Origin of the sequence: Oligoflexus tunisiensis (genome assembly GCF_001748245.1) — a bacterium.
Lineage (GTDB): Bacteria > Bdellovibrionota_B > Oligoflexia > Oligoflexales > Oligoflexaceae > Oligoflexus > Oligoflexus tunisiensis.
In genome coordinates, this window is the sequence record NZ_BDFO01000001.1 from 3,437,208 (window position 1) to 3,454,705 (window position 17,498).

At 52.9% G+C, this 17,498-nt stretch carries 12 protein-coding genes; 7 read left to right on the forward strand and 5 right to left on the reverse strand.

Annotated features, from left to right (window positions below; translation table 11 throughout):
• Window positions 1-1,047, reverse strand: a 1,047-nt coding sequence (locus OLTU_RS14390; RefSeq protein ID WP_141733465.1) for a 7TMR-DISM family protein, incomplete at its 3' end; no start/stop codon positions are given.
• A 134-nt stretch (window positions 1,048-1,181) separates the two neighbouring features.
• On the opposite strand from OLTU_RS14390, the gene OLTU_RS14395 reads away from it, so the two are divergent.
• From OLTU_RS14395 to OLTU_RS14420, 6 genes are all read left to right on the forward strand, one after another.
• On the forward strand, window positions 1,182-1,910 hold the full coding sequence (locus OLTU_RS14395; RefSeq protein ID WP_141733461.1) for a hypothetical protein: 729 nt from the start codon (window positions 1,182-1,184) through the stop codon (window positions 1,908-1,910).
• Between the two features lie 313 nt (window positions 1,911-2,223).
• On the forward strand, window positions 2,224-4,203 hold the full coding sequence (locus OLTU_RS14400) for a hypothetical protein (RefSeq protein WP_218110039.1): 1,980 nt from the start codon (window positions 2,224-2,226) through the stop codon (window positions 4,201-4,203).
• A gap of 13 nt (window positions 4,204-4,216) precedes the next feature.
• Window positions 4,217-4,681: a DUF4279 domain-containing protein gene (locus OLTU_RS14405; RefSeq protein WP_141733463.1), complete on the forward strand. Its 465-nt coding sequence runs from the start codon at window positions 4,217-4,219 to the stop codon at window positions 4,679-4,681.
• Between the two features lie 400 nt (window positions 4,682-5,081).
• A complete protein-coding gene (locus tag OLTU_RS14410; RefSeq protein ID WP_141733464.1) occupies window positions 5,082-5,843 on the forward strand; it encodes a hypothetical protein in 762 nt (253 codons plus the stop codon).
• A 396-nt stretch (window positions 5,844-6,239) separates the two neighbouring features.
• The gene (locus OLTU_RS14415) at window positions 6,240-6,929 is read left to right on the forward strand and encodes a hypothetical protein (protein ID WP_141733466.1); all 690 of its coding nucleotides are present in this window, start codon (window positions 6,240-6,242) and stop codon (window positions 6,927-6,929) included.
• A 51-nt stretch (window positions 6,930-6,980) separates the two neighbouring features.
• On the forward strand, window positions 6,981-7,649 hold the full coding sequence (locus tag OLTU_RS14420; protein ID WP_141733467.1) for a hypothetical protein: 669 nt from the start codon (window positions 6,981-6,983) through the stop codon (window positions 7,647-7,649).
• A gap of 120 nt (window positions 7,650-7,769) precedes the next feature.
• On the opposite strand, the gene OLTU_RS14425 is transcribed toward OLTU_RS14420, so the two are convergent.
• The gene (locus OLTU_RS14425; protein WP_141733468.1) at window positions 7,770-9,014 is read right to left on the reverse strand and encodes an aminotransferase class V-fold PLP-dependent enzyme; all 1,245 of its coding nucleotides are present in this window, start codon (window positions 9,012-9,014) and stop codon (window positions 7,770-7,772) included.
• Window positions 9,015-9,373: 359 nt separating this feature from the next.
• On the opposite strand from OLTU_RS14425, the gene OLTU_RS14430 reads away from it, so the two are divergent.
• Complete coding sequence (locus OLTU_RS14430; RefSeq protein WP_141733469.1) at window positions 9,374-10,567, forward strand: hypothetical protein; 1,194 nt, start codon at window positions 9,374-9,376, stop codon at window positions 10,565-10,567.
• Window positions 10,568-10,659: 92 nt separating this feature from the next.
• Here the strand turns inward: OLTU_RS14430 and OLTU_RS14435 are convergent, their stop codons facing one another.
• The 3 genes from OLTU_RS14435 to OLTU_RS14445 form a co-directional block, all read right to left on the reverse strand.
• The gene (locus tag OLTU_RS14435; protein WP_218110040.1) at window positions 10,660-12,570 is read right to left on the reverse strand and encodes a B12-binding domain-containing radical SAM protein; all 1,911 of its coding nucleotides are present in this window, start codon (window positions 12,568-12,570) and stop codon (window positions 10,660-10,662) included.
• A 77-nt stretch (window positions 12,571-12,647) separates the two neighbouring features.
• Entirely contained in the window at window positions 12,648-14,666 is a 2,019-nt protein-coding gene (locus OLTU_RS14440) for a 7TM-DISM domain-containing protein (RefSeq protein ID WP_141733470.1), read from the reverse strand.
• Window positions 14,663-17,413, reverse strand: coding sequence for an Hpt domain-containing protein (locus tag OLTU_RS14445; RefSeq protein WP_141733471.1), 2,751 nt, complete (start codon window positions 17,411-17,413; stop codon window positions 14,663-14,665). The genes OLTU_RS14440 and OLTU_RS14445 overlap by 4 nt, the downstream gene beginning before the upstream one ends.
• Between the last annotated feature and the right edge of the window lie 85 nt (window positions 17,414-17,498).

The window sequence follows — 17,498 nt, forward strand, 5'->3', positions numbered from 1 at the left end:
CACCAGCACTGCAAGCCAGGCCACTGTAAAGAAATAAGCAGGACGGTAGCGATTCCAGCAGCACACAAAGCCGGCGACCGTAACGGCGATGGCCGCACTGAAGGTCGACAGGATCATCAACTTGATACCGGTATTATAGGAATCGAGAAGGCCAAGGCACGCCACGACAGGCAGAATGAACGTGATCCAACAGCTTCTTTGAAGCCAGGGATGACGGTTGCGAAGAGACAGGAACATGATCGTAAAAAGGCAGGCAGCCATCACGGACAGGCCCGTGAAGATGATGGCGCCTTCGTTCATGAACCACGTATCCTGGCTGAAATGAGTCGTCAGTCCGGAAAAGCCGAGTTGCTGCAGTGCCACGGTGACGATAAAGATCACATAAACAAAATATACGAGCTTGCGCAGCTGGAGCCAGATACAAAAATTGTAAACGGCCATGCAGAAGAGGATGCTCATCATGGAATAGATGAAAGCATACTCCATCGTCTTTTTGTCAGAAAAATTCTGTTCCGTGTTGGCATTGACGTAAAACAGGCCACTGCCGTTCGTCTGCATTCTCATGATGAGCACGGAATCGCCGGGTGGAAGTTCCATTTTGAAAGTGGGCAAGCGATACGAAACGGCATTGGGATCTCTCACGGACCTGTCTCCGCCCCGGGCATGAGCCATGACTTCGCCCGTCGGGGACAATTGCCAGAAATCCATGGAATCGACCTGGGCATATTCCTGCGTAACATACAGGATCAGGGGATGAGGACTGGTATTTTTCAAAGTCACCCGGGCCCACCATGCCGAACCAGAAAGCCCGAAATTGGGAGTCTTGCGGTCCAGTGGCGCAAAGCGCTGTTGAAAGAGTGGGTCCGCGAGAGTTTCCGCTGTATAGACCGAAGTGGGGTCCTCCTGATACCAAAGCCAGTTGTTAAGACTAAGCTGGCCCTGGTTTCCATTCACCTCCAGAATCATCTGCTCGGCCAAGGCCCGTTCGGAAAAACTGAAGGTTATGGCAAGACACAAAAGAAGGACGACTTGCAGACTCTTTTTCATGATGTGGCTCCTCTTCCTGTAATTTCGGCCACTTTGTCAACATATTGATGGCTTCCCTTGGAGCTTTTCCGAAAAGTATGGTTCGGTTAGGATGGCCATCCGTATTCCACGAAGTCTGATAGGGAGAGACCAGTATGGAAAACGAGGAGATCCTTAAGGTGTTGAAAAAGGAAGCTGGCACGACGCGCCAGCCGCAGCTGGCCTTGGCAAAAACCAGATTCCTTCAGGGAAAGATGAGCGCCCAAGCCTTCGAAAGTTTTAATCGGCGATTGGCCGCCGGGATGGGCCTCAGGTTTGCCCTCTTTTTTGGACTGTTGCAGTATGGCTTGGGATGGCTGATCAGTGGCAAAGTGCCAACTTTTCGTTCGCTGGCCACGCAACTACCGGGATATGCCGCGGCCGGTCTTATCTTTGGTTTCGCCATGTATTTTGCGGTCGTGCGTCCCGGCATGAAGCGCATCATCAGCCTCAAGCAGGACATCGGAGCCGATGTCGACGTTATCCCGAATGCGAAACTCGGACAATGTCCGACTTGCGGTGCTGAACATTCCAGGAAGGTCATGACCGCGACCGATCCGATGGTGCTTCACTATATTTTGAATCCCGGTGTCGCCTTCGCCGAACTCCTGTTTGGTATCAGGATTCCGGCCGAGGCGTCCAGGTGCCTCGCGTGCGGTACGGTTTTCCACTCATGTCACAGCTGCTCCCGAAGCTTCGATAGTTTGGACCTGGCAGGCAGAAGATTCCATCGCGGTATCCGCTGCCCTCATTGCTCCGGGGTGATTCCAGCACGCTTGAATCTTCTTACAAGAGCGATCTTGAAAGTTGCTGGATGGGTGAGAGGAAAGGGGGACTCACAATAACAGTTTAGCCATCGCTCATCTCATTGAGCTCCGCATGACCCCGGCCAGAGAGGTAGGGCGGTTGAGCTGAAAATGTCATAATATTAGTCTGTTGAAGTAACGAACCGCTGAGAACGAAATCTCGTATCCACTAAGTCAAAAAGACTGTATTTTTGCTTGCGGAAACCAGCCTTTTGCTATAAACCGCAGAGTGGTTGGGAATAGTCCCACTTTATTAGAGAGTGCCCAACTGGGCTTTAAATCCAGGTAGAAGGACTGTTCAATGACACGACGCAAGCGCACCATATTCTCCAGAGTCCTATCCATAATTCTTATGATCGCAACCCCAATGTCCCAGGCTCAGACCACTTTAGGGGGACGTGTCAGTGCGCCTGCCAGCGTTGGCGGTGCAGTATGGGAGACAGCGGCGCGCAAAGTATATGAGGATGAAGGAATAAGCCCTATTCCTTCAGGTGAGCTTCAGGAATTGAGTCGGTATTTCTTTGCGGATTATCTCGGCTATCTTAACGCCATCGGACTTGAGCTGGCTTCTTTTGAAATTTCACTCACAGGTCGCAAGGAAATTAAGGATCGCGGCGAATGCTCGGACGCGACCATTAAAGCCTTTAACGAGCTATTGACCAATAGCGTACAGTCTGACCTTTACACTTTTACTGATGTCTATTGCAGCAATGCCTGCAGGCAAAAAGCCGAGTTCGACTTCGGTTTGATCGCCAACTTTAAAGAGCCAGACGGCCTTCCACAAAGCTGCGCTGATAGGGCGCGAGAGATGTACGATACCTACCATTGTAATTTGGCTGGTGATGTGGCGCCTATCATACGCGATTCGGATTTGACGGGTGGACCTATTGTAATACCATCAATAGGAACTCACTCTTCTGTCTCCCCGGACGTTGGCTCGGGTGAAAAACTTATTCCAAAGGACCTCAGAAGCACGACCTCAAGAATTGACCCAGATTTGCCAGTCCGTGGAGGTACCATAGGCGGATCCAAATTCACCCCTATACCCAAAATTCCTTTGATAAGCCGTTTTGAAGCGGATCGTGAATTCAAGAACGTCCTTTCGAAACAAAAGAAGACTTGTACCCAGAAACGTTCCGATCTCCTGCGTCAGACCTTTGCTGCTCCGGGCACACAACCCAGTGGCAGCCCAGCAACATCGCCTGTAAAAGACTCGACTGACCCACGGTGGACGACCACTGATGACTCCATACCTGGAGATGAGGACAAGCTGGTAACGACTGAACCCAGGAATCCTGCATGTAAGTCTTCCGGTCCCGCCATGATTGATCGGTTTGCAAGTTTACGTGCCGCCTATAACAGAATTGCCAACGAGAAAATTGCCGAATCCCTCGTGCATTGGCCACTCTACAGTGATGATGGCTCGTTGGATACGAACCTGGTACGGTCCATTCGTGCGACTGCCGACAGCTTCTTTCATGGTTTGCTCAGTGAAATTGAAGCACAGAACCGGCGCGTGTGTGGTGCTGGAGGTACCTCTCTGATTGCAGATACGGCTACTATTGGCGGGCGCGAGTATATTGTTTCGGGCCACGATATAAATACAGGCACAGTCGTTACACCGGACAATGAAGAAGAGGAAGTCGAGGAACCGGTTACAGTATCGACTTATTTTAGTGCGAACCGGGCTCTTGTGGACGCGTTTATCAACGGCATGACGTTTGGTGCGGAGTCGACCGGGGCAGCGACACATACTGAAACTAGAGCCGGAGAAATTGCCTCCGGAGTCATAGCCGGGGCCATTGCTCCAGAAGACATTGGTTCGGAAGCGGCTGCGGGGCCTTATGGTCGCAATGCGAAGGAAATTGAAAATCTGACAAGGCGATATCTTGCCCAAGGCAATTACCATGGGCTTAAGAAATTCGCTGCTGAATTCGCGGGTGGAATGATCCTGGGGGGAGTCGCTGGTGGAGCCGCCGTTGTCGGCTCCAAGCTTACCGCCACCATGGCAAGTGGAAGAATTTCTGCTCTTTTCGCGGCGATGCGATTCGCCATCATGCGCCCGTTTATGGTTGGTGCCGAGTCCGGTGCGATAAACTGGGGAATCAAAGTCTTACAAACCGGTGGCAGAACCCTCGAGGAACGTACGGCTAAAGCACTAAATCAGGCGACTGGACGAAGCTTGAATAAAAGAGAATGGGGTAAGGCTCTTGAGAGATTGAAGGATGATTTGGGCTTGCGTAACGATCACCATGGTAAGATTCTATCAAATGGTGATTATCTGGATACAAATGGTAGGAATCTTGGCAATCTCATAGAATACTTATTTTGAGAGAACAAAACCGATGGATGAGTCCGTTAATTCCACCGATGCATTGGAATGTAGAGTCAAACTTTTGATTTATCCCGGGGATCTTGACCCCGAAAAGGTGACCGAAATACTGGGTATCACCCCAACAGAAATCTTCAAGAAGGGGCAGATAAGTGGCCCCAATTCCCTGGGCCGGGTTAGGATCAATAAAAACAACTGTTGGTTTCTGATCTCAGATGAAGTGTTAAAGTCAAATATGCTTGTAGAGCATATGGATTGGATGCTTGATAAGCTTTCACTGGCCAAGTCTGGCCTGGACGTGTTGAAAACTGTTCCCGGCGTCAGCATTTCCTTCAGGTGCACCTGGTGGACAAAAGATGGTGGATGGTTTACTTTCACTGCAAATCAGCTCAAAAAAATAGCTGACCTTGGTTTGGATCTTGAGTTTGAGATAGCTGCCTATCCCGACGACAAAGACTCAAATGACCAATCGCTTTGAACTGTGTGTGTAATTGTTGCGACTACCACTAGCCTTGAGTCACATGCCTGACCATGCCTATTACTTGAGGCCTTCAAGTAGCTAGCATCAGTACGGCTTTCATTCCCTAAGTATTCAGCGATTGCAACACCAGGACTATCATGTCCGGTTTGAGAATAAAATTGCACTTGCCATTTCAGTGGAAATGGTTTTGTGGCGTGTCCGGTGATTGGCTCGATTCGAATGGATACCGAGATACTCCATATTGTCTCAGCCGAATCTTGCCAAATTATACCTAATTCTTACTGTCGACATTCCCAACACAATCATCCAATACAAACAGATCCAATGCTGCGAACTCCACAGGATATGCGAGGCACAGGTCATGCATCATGGCATCACTTAACCCAAGAGGAAAATCATGATTTCAAAAAGTCTGACTGTGCTCGCGCTCATTATTTCCCTGGCAGCCTGCAAGAAAGAGAATGATTCCGACTCGCCCTCAGCGACGCTTGAAAATGGATTTTATATGGAAGAGACTCTTTGCGATGAGAGCCAGTACATTAATGCCACTTACATCTCAGGCGAGAACTTCAGCCAAGCCTATCTCTACGTAACTCCGGAAACATGTAATGCGAAAAGCATTTCCGATGTCAACGTCCTTGCTTACAGTTTGGAACCAGCTGGTAAATTTTCTGACTTCATCAATGAAGCTGCAGGCGCGGGTTATACTGTCCTTGTTCAGGACGGAGTCATCCATATCGCGGCCAATGATGGGAGTATGAAAATCACGCGAACCAAAAAGCTCGATGGTATGGATCGAAACAAGGAAATTAGTTTGAACGTATCTGAGGTGGACATCAAGAAGCAGGATGATATGAGAAATATTAGTCTCAGAGTCAGCGTCAACGGCCCTCAACTGAATTATGAGCCTTCCATGTGGTGTGACTCATCGGTAGAAGCTGGATCGACTACACGCCTCGAAAAGGTAGAGTTCCAAGGGCAAAGTCCGTCATTTACCCTGCAAGCCGTAGTCAACGATCCCACAGACTCCAACCGTTATACCTTTCCTGCCAAATGCCAAGTATCCATCGGCATCTTTGTGGAGTCCGAGGAAATTCCAGGAACCGTATCGCGCACTCTTCTCGATTTGGCATTTGGGAACCGGCTGGTTGTAGAATAATGCCAGAATCGACAGAGCACGGCCTTCGATCTACCTCGATCATATGAAACGGCAAATGGTCCCGAAGGGAATGTTTCCTGGAGTTTCCGGAGAATCTCAGGATTTGACTGCAGGTAAATGCGATAGCAGTCCTGGAGGTGATGGTCCACCGTTTCGCCAAAAAACCAAATCCTCATTTTTGCGCCAAAATTCTACTTTCGAATGTATGGTATGAGCATTTTTTCGCAGAAGGGGGCTCCGTCTTCGCTTGATCGATGTTGCGCTCCATGTCAATATAGCAACCATAATCGGCGGGCCCAAAGGGACCTCAGCAGGAGATTCAAAGACTGAAGATTTGATGCTGATGGGTGATGGGTTTTGGCCATCAGCAGCCAAACAATTTTGAGGTCAGCATTTATGAAAACACTCGATTTGCGTTTGTTTCACCTCGATGCAACCGAACATAAGAAACTTGGGTCTTTAGCCGCAATGAAACGCTGGCATGATTTTGACAAATTATCCAGTACTGTGGCTGCGAAAGTTGCAAAGTCGTTTGACAGTGTTATTCTTTACCATGGAACCCGCCTGCCTGATGCTAACCTTGTTCGAGATGACGGGCTGAAACTCATGACCGCCAATGACCTTGCAGAGTTGGCCGCCCCCCTGTGGCGGCGATCCGTTCTGCAGATCAGGGAAGCCCTCGAAAATGGTCCTCATTTCTCAAACCCACTCTTGCCCAGATCACTCTGCCTGGAACCTGATCGTCAAGTAATGTACGATTCATCGACCAATCGGTTTGTGATGGGAGGAAGCGAGGCATTGAGAGCCATAGCAGATCATGACGAATACGACCTTCTTCTCAATTGGAAACCATACGTTGTGATTGTTAACTTGCCGGCACGCATCGCCGGACGTGACTACATTAGAAATATTTTAAAATCGCATATGCCAGAGTTATTCACTTCAAGCGAACCGTTTCCCATGGCATTCTGTTATAACTCCTTTGAGAATATTCCCGCGGAGCATATATTCGATGTTGTTGACTACGAGGAATTCTCAAGCAAATTTCCAATCAGCATTACTCTTGAGAAACGCCCATCCGTCTAATGAACGGTGGATAAACCACTTGAACCAATACGTCTGCGGAGGATATTGGTCTTGAAATTGGATCGCGATGCCGACGGTCTTGTGCTGGTCGATGATATTGATAGGGACCTTGCAAGGATTGAGGGGAAATACTACGAGATTGATGAAACTGTTTCTTGGAAATTGAAGCTGGCTCTTGCTGGACTGAATGGTGTAAGAGTCAGACTGGCGAGCGATAGAGATGTTCCATATCCAGAAGAAGAACCTTTGCGCAGAGCTCACTGGTATGGACCAAAGTTCGACATTTCAACAATTGACGAGAAGAAGCACAATAGTAAAACTCTCCACGGAGACACGGATGAAATCCGTAATATCCAATACGGTGTCAACTGTAAGGCATTCTTTGACTGGCAGTACCCACAGCGGGAAAAAATCGCGATTCTTCAAATCGAATTATTCATTTTCGAAATGAGTGCTCACTATAGATCCCTGTACCTACACTCGATCCGAAACCGCGAACAGAGAAAATTCACGCATCTCGACGGAGCCGTAAAGACCTATTCGGACGAAGTTTCATATTTGAAAAGCTTCGAGGGTGGTTTGATCAAATCGCAAAACTATCAGAAATCCTTCCGCATGGATGGGGTGATTTCGGATGAACATTGGAGAAACATCATCGGAGCATTCTTTGATAGCAACCCTCTGATCAATGATTATTTTCAAGGAATGAATTCAATTTAAGCGTGACAGCCGGGCTGCAGTTTTAGCGACCTTCAGGATTGCGGGTTGGAATGAGTCAGGCTGTTATTTAGCATCAGGAGATAGGAGGACGTGTACATTTCTGCATCTGTGCCGATTGTGTCACCTGTCGCTAAGTATGCTAGACGACAGCGTTTGCGTTAAGTAAGCACGGAGTGCCTGAGTGAGGGCCCGGTAATCATCCGCATCATTGTAAATCTGCGCTGAGATTCGCAAGAGTCTCCGCGGCGGTGCAGGAAACGGGATAACCGGCACCTCAATGTTATTTTTGAAAAATAAATGGTCCTGGAGCACGTCAAGCAGCAAGGGACTTGAGGGCGTCTGCTCCTTTGCGTCAGGCAGAGGGATGGCCGCGAGGGATCCGATCATGCTCTCCGGCGCGGGTGGCTCGCACTCCAGCGCTTCACAAAGCATATGGCGTCCCGCAAGCGCCATCATCCGATTATGTTCAGCCAATTCCTTCTTGCCTCCTGGCAGCAGCGATGAAAGGAACTGAATCGACTCAGGCAACACCAGGAACGGAGTGGGATCCGATGTACCCGTCCAGCCAAACTCAAGCTGAAAACGGGAGCGATCCTTACGGGGACTGTTCGCCCCGTGGCTAATGGAAAGCGGGCGAATCAAACCCTGCCGGTCGGGACGCACATGAAGAAAGGCTGCGCCTTTGGGAGCGCACATCCACTTGTGGCAATTGCCGGTATAGTAAGCTGCCCCGAGCTTGTCGAGATTTAAAGGAACCATGCCGGGAGCATGAGCCCCGTCGACGAGAGTATCAATGCCGCGACGATCGAGTTCAGCGACCAGTCGTTCGACAGGAAAAATAAGGCCGGTCTGGCTTGTAATATGATCGACAAGGACCAGTCGGGTCCGAGGACTCGTCTGCGAAAGAACCGCTTCGACCACTTCATCAGGCGAAGCGATGGGGAAAGGAACTTGAGCGACGATGACACGCGCTCCTGCCGAGACCGCGGCGAAGTCCAGTGCATTGCGACAGGCGTTGTACGCGTGGTTTGTGGTGATGACTTCATCCCCAGGCGCAAAGTGGAGCGAGCGTAGAACCGTGTTCACACCGGCCGTCGCATTGGGCACACTGGCTATATCGTTCGGGTTGGCCCCGATCAGCTGCGCAAGGGCAGCCGCGGCTTGATCCTGAAGGGATTCGAATTCGCGAATGAAAAAACGGACCGGCTCGCTCTCCATGCGCTCGCGCAGACGACTCTGAGCTTCGAGCACAACGCGAGGGCAGGCACCAAAGGACCCGTGATTCAAATAAACAATCGAAGGATCAAGAGTCCAGAAGGGCTTGACGCGCCTGGCATGAGAGCTGGGAAACTCATGGATGGACATACGCCTTTGTTCTCCCCTTATGACGAAGGTTCATGAGCCGTGATATTACCAATGAGGCAGATGAACGTCACGGTTTAAGTATTTCTGAGTCCATCTTCTCATGTCATCAGCATACGAGGATTTACGAGTCCCACAAAAATTGTCGACGCAATTCCGCAGGGTTTGCTTCCACTGTCGGCATAATGAGACAGCATCTACATGATTTTATTGCTTTATTTATTAACTGGAGTGGTTATATTCGTCTCCGCTTACACAGTTGGAATGAGACAGAGCATTCCTAATTGAATCTGATAACAGGGATCTGCCAGAGCCCATGGCAGTTGCTTCTGGCCGATTCTTTTGCTGACGGAGAGTGAATCATGCAGAGAATGATGACCGCTGCCCTGCTTCTCGGCCTTGGTGTATCGTCGGTTGCCTGCAATGAGGAAAACGCAACCAGCGATCTATCCTGGGGCCATCTTCAGGATCAAAGTCTGAGTCCGAATGCGCCGCACTTTCTTATCACGAAAAAACCAGGAGACACGTACAAGGTCTGTGTGCCTCAGTATATGATTGACGAGCTTCCCGGCGTGGAAGAGGAAATCGAGGCGGCGATTAATGTCTGGGGCTCCTACCTCGGACGTTCCATTCCGGTCGATATTCATATCCGGAATCTGCCGCGCGCCACCGCCAGGGATACGCCGGGTTCCCTGCAAACGACTTACTACAACATCTGTGGTCAGGATTTTGATGCCGTCATGGGCTTCGCCCCGCTCGGTGGCAAGACCGTCGGGCAAACCGGAACCAGCTGGCGCGGGATATCCGCTCAGCAGATCACCAGCTTCAAACGCTATCTATTCCTTCGCGATTATAAACTTTCGCCGGATGCCTGGGGCAGCACGCGCTGGGTCAGCCTGCAGGATCTGCGGAAGAGAACTTATCGGAGCGAGGACATCCTCGCACAGATGCAAGCCCGCAATACCACGGAAGTCGCGCCCCACGGAGCGACCATCAGCCTGCCGGTCCTCGTCCATGAATTCGGACACGTCTGGGGTCTTTGTGATCAGTACGAAGGACCGAGCAATTGCGATCCCGGGCATATCTCGGCCCATCCGGATCTCAGCAGCATGATGGCCTCTGCGTCGAGCGTGGCAAAACTCTATCTCACGGATGATGACATCACCGGGATTCGGCTGCTGGCAAAGCGTCCCGGCTTCAACAGTCAATGGCCCGGCACGGCCGATGACTTGCTGAAAACACCGCAGCCGGTCACGAAAAAGGAAGTGGAAGTTTTCAAGCTGAAGAAAGTGGAAAAGGTCGGGACGCAATACACCCTTCATTTCGGTCTCATCACGTCCAAAGGCGGTGAGCTGCGTTTTGAATACAGGCCCAAGGGCAGCTATGGAACCTGGCAAACGAGCAAAACCCTTTTCCCGGCGGATAAGGGCTTTATGATGCCGGACTACTTCTTCCGTCATACAGCGCCGGACGGCGAGGACTACGAGTTCCGCCTGAGGCTGCGTCTTTTGAAGGACGGCTTCGCGCTTGGAGAACCGATGTACACGAGCCTATGATGTCGATAGACGGCTGTTTCCATGAAACGACGGGATCGGCCGGCCGCGCGATGCACCTCCGTCACGCTTTGTCATCATGAAAGAGGCGGCGCTCAGGAGTGCAAGGCCGATGCGATGAAATCGGCCGGAATCTTCGGCTTGGGAACGGGCTGATCAAACCAGATGTTCAAGGGTTCGTGCAGTCCCATGCCGTGCATGTAGTTATAGAGCGCGCGCCGCAGGCCCTCGCCCAGGGTTTCATGGTCGCAGTCGATGGGATCTACGAAGTCGATGTCGTTGCTGGCGAACTGAATATCCTCATGCGGGAGCAGGCGGATGCCGAATTTTTCCGGGTTTTTCCCGACCGGACTGTGAACGGTGCAGGCAAAGCGGTGCCAGTAGCCGGACTGGATGCAGCCCGCTTTGAAGAGCTGGCGAACATACTCCAGCGCCTCGACGGTTTCCCGTTTGGTTTGGCTCGGAAAACCATACATAAGATAGGCGTGAACCAGGATGCCGGCATCGGTCAGCGCTCGGGTGACCCGGGCCACCTGTTCGACGGTCACGCCCTTGTTCATGAGCTTGAGAAGGCGATCCGAAGCCACTTCCAGGCCACCGCTGACGGCGACACAGCCGGAGGCGGCGAGGATGCGGGCGACCTTGGGGGTGAACGTTTTTTCAAAGCGGATATTGCCCCACCAGGTGACGGTAAGGCCTTTTTCAATGATTTTGTGAGCAAGGGCGAGCAGCACCTTCGGGGGTGCGGCCTCATCGACAAAATGAAAACCGGTCTGTCCGGTTTCCGCGATCAGGGCTTCCATGCGCGCAAGGATGATATCGGCCTGGGCCTCATCATAGCGCGCAATATAATCGAGGCTCACGTCGCAGAAACTGCATTTGTTCCAGTAGCAGCCGTGAGCGAGCGTGAGCTTGTTCCAGCGGCCGTCGGACCAGATGCGATGCATCGGATTGGGCATTTCACAGATGGAGAGATAAAGGTCGAGCGGCAGACCACGATAGGTGGGCGTGCCGGTGTCCTTGTGCGGAATATCGTGGGTGACCTTCGAATCCCGATAGATGACGCGACCGTCCTTTCGCAGCCAGGTGCGCATCAGTTCCTCTTCAGGTCTTGTGCCGCTGAGGTGTTCCAGGAGATTCAGAAACGGGCGCTCGCCATCATCCATCGTGATGTAATCCACGTAATGAAAGACCCGCGGATCCTTCAGGGAACGCAGCTCGGTATTCACATAGCCGCCGCCCATGACGACTTTGGTGGCCGGATTCCATTGCTTGACGGTCTGCGCGATCGTGAAACCCGCATAGACGTTGCCGGGAAAGGGCAGCGTGATCCCGACGACATCGGGCTTCGTGTCGTTCAGATAGGCGAGGATGATGGTTTTCTGCACGTCATCGACAAAGGTTTCCTGGCCTTCGATGGAATCATGCAGATCATCGAAGCTCGGATTGCTGGCGGCCAGGCGCTCCCCATAACGGGAGAGCTCAAAGCGGGGATCCACACCGGCGTTGATGACACTCACAAGGCCCGCCACATAAAGGCTCGCCAGATACTTGGCCTTGTCCTGCGTCCCGACGTGGCCGAACGCCGCGCCCAGGTGCTCCGGGCCTTCGATCTCTTCCATCTGATGCAGGCCATCAAAGCCAAGGTCCTCGGGCAGGTAATGCCGCGAACAGAGACGCATGGCGAGACTCGGGTCCTTGCCCTGCAAAAAACGGATGGTCGGTTCCACAGTATTATAATAGGCCGGAAATTGATCGAGAAAGGTCTGCACCTCATCCGGGCGTTCCTCGGGCGGCACGTCTTCAAAGTTGGCTTCAAGCTCGGCTTTGATTTCCGTCAGGCCATGTCGGGAAAGCAGGGCCAATATCAGTTCAATGGCCGGGTCGCGCTGTTCGACCGCGTAACCGTGCATCTGCAGAAAACCAGTCAGATAGGCCGTGGCCGGGTACGGGGTGTTCAGCTGCGTCATCGGTGGCGTCAGGAGCAGTATCTTGGGCCTGGACATAAGGGACCTATCAAACAAGGGAGTGGATCGGCCCGGTTGGTATAGCTTGTCGGGAAGAGAATTGCAAGGCTCTGGGGTTACAGGCAGCGGCCTAATTTTTCATGCTGGGCAAGCAGCTCCTGATAGAGCCGGCGGGCATCCACTGGAAGGTTTTCCCAGTCCGGCAGGTGCAGGAAGCCCTCGAGCTGAAAGGGCTGATGGCTGGCCCGCTTCTGTCGTTCGGCCAGCAGGGCCAGGACTTTGTGATAGGCCCGCAGAAAGCGTTGCAGCTGTGCCGCGTTGAAAGGTTGATCCAGAGCATGCTGAAGGGCCGGCAGCTCATGCTGAAGGGCCAGCAGCTGCATGTGCGGCAGACTGGGGCGACCCATGTCCTTATCCAAAGCCGCCAGACGTTCCGGAGCCAGCGCGGTCAATTCCCGCAGGGCCTCGATCTCCAGGGCCTTGGATTCGGCGAGCTCCTGCATGGCGATTGATGCGGAAACATCGAAGACAAAAAGAAAGAGTTCCTTCACCCGATCCGCATCCATGATCGGGATCCATTTGAATTTCAAATGCTTCACGCGTTCGCCAGCCCCCTGAAACACACGCAGACCGCCGAGCTTTTCTTCCAGAAAAACATCCAGGGCCCTTGGACTTTGCATGTGTTCGCGGAAGGCCGCAGCCAGTTCCTGGCCCCCAGGGGGCAGATGGGGCAGACGCATGCGGCGGAAGAAGGCGTGCAGCTCATGCCAGGCTTCAATCTCAAAGCCGATGGTCTGCTGCAGGTGATCGGAATAGGCGCTGCTGATCTGCAGTTCATCCTGCTCATTGCTTTTGATCAAAAGAATTCCGGTTGAAATCGATTGAAAGATGGTCCGTAGCTCGGTCGTGCGTTCCAAAATCTTTTGATCCAGGCTGAGAATTTCCGACTCGATCCTTTCCTTCAGGCTCGTGATTTCCGTCTCCTGCTGCTCAGCCAGGTTAAAAGCATCATTGATCCGGGTGGCCAGCAGAACCGAATGGAAAATCATGGTGGCCAGATAACTCAGAGGCTGCACGGCCGTGTGCATTTCAACATTCATGCGGGCGTTCATGGACTCAAATAAGGTGGAGATAACCGTGGTCAAGGCGCAGATGATGAAAACGATGGCCCCGGTTCTGCGGTTCTGCACCGCCCGCGTGCCCACCACCGCGAAGTTGTAGACGTTGAGAAAGACCATGGCGTAGGCGATGATCAAAAGAAAGGGAAAGATCCGTGCATCCAGAACCAGAAACAGCGAGGCTGCCCCGCAGATCGACCACCCGAGTGTGGGCAGAAGGGGAGGCGCCTCCGTTTCAAAGACGCTGCGTACGAGACTCAAAGTGGACGGCAGCAGGACTAAAACCGAAATCAGCTCCAGACGCCAGTACCAGCTCTCGCTCAGGCCCAGGACATACTGCAGCTGACCCTGGCCGGTCAGGACGAGACGCAGAATGAGCGTCATCGCATTGAAGGAAAGAAAGAATGCGGTGCTCGATCGTCTGCGTAAAAAGGCAAAAACCAAATGATAAAAAAGGCAGGCCGCGATGCCTGTCACAGCCAAAAGTTCAAAGGACAGGTGAACCAGTTCCGCCCGCGCCCCCTGCCTTTGATCCCGGACATGCAGGAGCCCCCGGAATCCGCAGGACGGCGATTCATTGCATTGCAGTCGGAGTTCCACCTGGAGTCGGTCGCTGTCCGCTTCATGAAGTAGCGCGAGTCGCTGGGGACCGGTTGTGCTGTTCTGATGCCAGACGCGCTGCTGGTTGATGAGCAGCTCGGCGTTGCCAAAGAGCCGAATCAGACTGAAATGCAGCATCTGACCCCGCATCGCCGAAGGAAGCTGAATTTCAAAACAGTAGGAGCCGGTCGGATCCTTGACCGGTTTGCCGGAGGGACCCTTGTTGGAAAAGATCGGGAAATTGCGGACATCATAAGCGGTTTGCGTGAAGTCACAGCGCGCGGCGCTCCATGACAGCGGGCCCTGGATCTCAAGCGCCTCGGTTCCACTATCCCAAACAAAAGTGGAAAGACCAGCCCCACGTGCCATGCCGGAGCTGAGGATTCCATAAAGGATGAGAGCGAGAAGGAATTTCATGAGTCCACCTCATGAAAACCGTAACGTCGCGGCAGCAGTATACACCACATGCCTTCCCGGCAACCGTCTTCCTTTTTTCGACCGCGCCACGTGATGCGGATCTGCCCACCCAGCTGACGAATGGCGCTCTGCACCGCGTCCATGCCGATCCCGCGACCCGAAATGTCGTTCACCACCTTTTTGGTGGAAAATCCTGGAGCGAAGACGAACTGCGCGATGGCTTCATCGCTGAGCTGCTGATCCTCGGTAATCAGACCCTTTTCCAGAGCTCGGGCGCGAATGCGGGGCAGATTCAATCCACGCCCATCATCGTAGACTTCAATCACCATTTTTTCGTGGTAATGCACCCGGATCATGATGAGGCCGCGGTCCGTCTTGTTCAACGCGCGCCGTTCCTCGGGACCTTCCAAACCATGATCGATGGCATTGCGCAGAATATGGTTCAGCCCGCCAAGGAGTTTGCCCTGAATGCTGCGCCGGATTCCAATCGCACCACCTTCCATGATAATCTGCGGCATGGGTTTGCCGAGCTGCGCGGCCACCGACCCGAGGCCTTCCTCAAGCGATCCCACCAGGGCGTCCACGCGCACAAACAACGATTGCACATAACCCTGCCAGGCCTCGTGCCAGATTTCCGAAGGCGGATCGGGACGGGCAAGGAGCTGCTGGCCGCAGACCAGAAGGAGATCCTCCTCCTTTTCCTGTGACGACGCATGCGATCTGGCCAGACCCAGCATGGCAAAGGCGTCCTGATGGGATTGCCAAACCGCGAAGAGCGGTTCGAGCCCACTCAGCGGCTGGCGCAGAAGACGATCCTCCATCTCATGAGCGGTTCGCGCCAGACTCAAAAGACCAAAGCTGCGGGCCAGACCCTTCAGGGTATGAAGCTCACGCAGGATGCGCGCCTGACGGCTGTCCACCAGCTCCGGCCGCGTCGATTCCAGGCGTTTGATGATCTGCTGCGCCTCCTGCATGAAGATCGCGAAATTATCCGATTCGGTGGCCATCAGCTGCACCATGCGATCAAAGATCTGCTGCTCCATTTCGAGGTGATGGGAAACCGAGCGCTCCGAGGACACATCCACCAGGACGAGCAGCACGGAATGGATGTGACCCTGCAGGATCACCGGAGCCCAGGCGCAGAGGAAGGTTTGCAGCTTCGCCTCATCCATGGTTTGCAGTTCGCGAGGCAGATTGTCAGCATTGAGTTCATAGCTGATGGCGTCATCGCCCAGCATGGCTCCGAGGGTGGCTTCGAGCTGGGCCCTTTGATCCGCATCGAGGTTGGTCGTTCCCAGAAAATCCTGCACGTGATCCCAGGTCACGCGGTCGGATCCAAGAATGTTTTTCATCGACTGGGAAAGATAAGAGCCCACCCGCAGCCGTCCTTCGTGCTCTTCAATTAAAAGCACACCTTCGGGCAGGTTGTGCAGCAGCGTGGTCATCTCCTCGTTGGTTTCCTGAATGCGGTGTTCCAAAAGTTCGGCCTGCTTGCGCAGCTTGCGGTTCAGGCCGGCGATGCCACGGGTTTGCCGTTCCACCATGTGGAAGGTGCGGTCGAAACTCAGCGACTGGGACACGGACGCACCAAGGGAAAAGAGCAGCGCACCGAACGCGATCAGACTGAAGTCCTGATCGATATTCTTGACCGACTGATAGATTTCCACCGTGGCCATCGACAAAAGTAGACCCGTGGTCGGCAGCAGCACAAGGGAGCCCTGACGTCGATTCCAATAGGCCTTGAAAAGACTCCACATCACCGGAATGATCACGAAGATGGTGAAGAGTTGCATGGGGCGCAGCATCATGTACGAAAACGTCAAGGGCAGGAAGATCACACCGGCCAGGGCGAAGGAGCAAACAACCCGGACCACCTTCACGAGCAGCAGCGGAGTGTCCAGAGGGTAAATTGCGCGGATAAGGTTGACGCCGACCATAATGCAGGCATAGTAAGTCGTCAGGCTGACCTTGTAGACGAAAATTTCATTCCAGCCGAGTTCCGTCAGCCAGTGCGAGGAGCCAGTGCTGAAGATGCGGAAGTCCACCAGGAGGAAGAAGAGACCCAGCTCGCGATAGGCGAGGAATTTGCGGCGGAAGGTATAAAGCCAGAGATGATACACCGCCGAGAACATGAGCAGACCACAGACCAGAAAATCAAAGGCCATCAGCTTAAGGTTGGTGGCTCGCAGTTCCTCCGCCGGTCCGATCAGGAAGCGATCGACAAAGCCGCCGGTATGAATATGCCAGTTGAAAGTCTGAATGACGAACTGGAGCCGCGTTTCCCGCGGCGTCAAATAAATCCGATTGTGACCCGGCGAGCGATTGAGAAAATCCGAACCGTCCGGCCCGAAATCATGCGCGAAGACTTTGTTCTGATTGAGCCACACCGTGGCGGGGCCGAGTGAGCGCGGAAACCAGATGCCAAGGGGCTTGCCGAGCGCGCTTTCCGGCAGCTCTACAGTCATCCGATAGGTCGCCTGGCCCTGTGGTTTGGCGCCAAAGTCACTGAGATTGAGCCAGTAGGAAGGAAAGGGGACCAATTGAACCTGATCCTTATGCTCTTCAAATTCCTCTGGCGTAACTTGAACATCCCAAAGGAATTCGGCTTCACCTGTAATCTTGAAAAGGTTGTGGGTGACTTCAGGAAGCGTCACGACCCCGTTGACCATCCTGAGTTCGGGAATAGCCCACGCCTTGCCTTCAACGAAGGACAGCAGCAGCATCCAAATGATGAGAAATGCGCGCATAACACCCGATCATGCGAACGGATTTTTTCAACAATTCCGCGATTCGCTTATCGATATGATCTGGGAAAAACTGTTATTTCGGTTC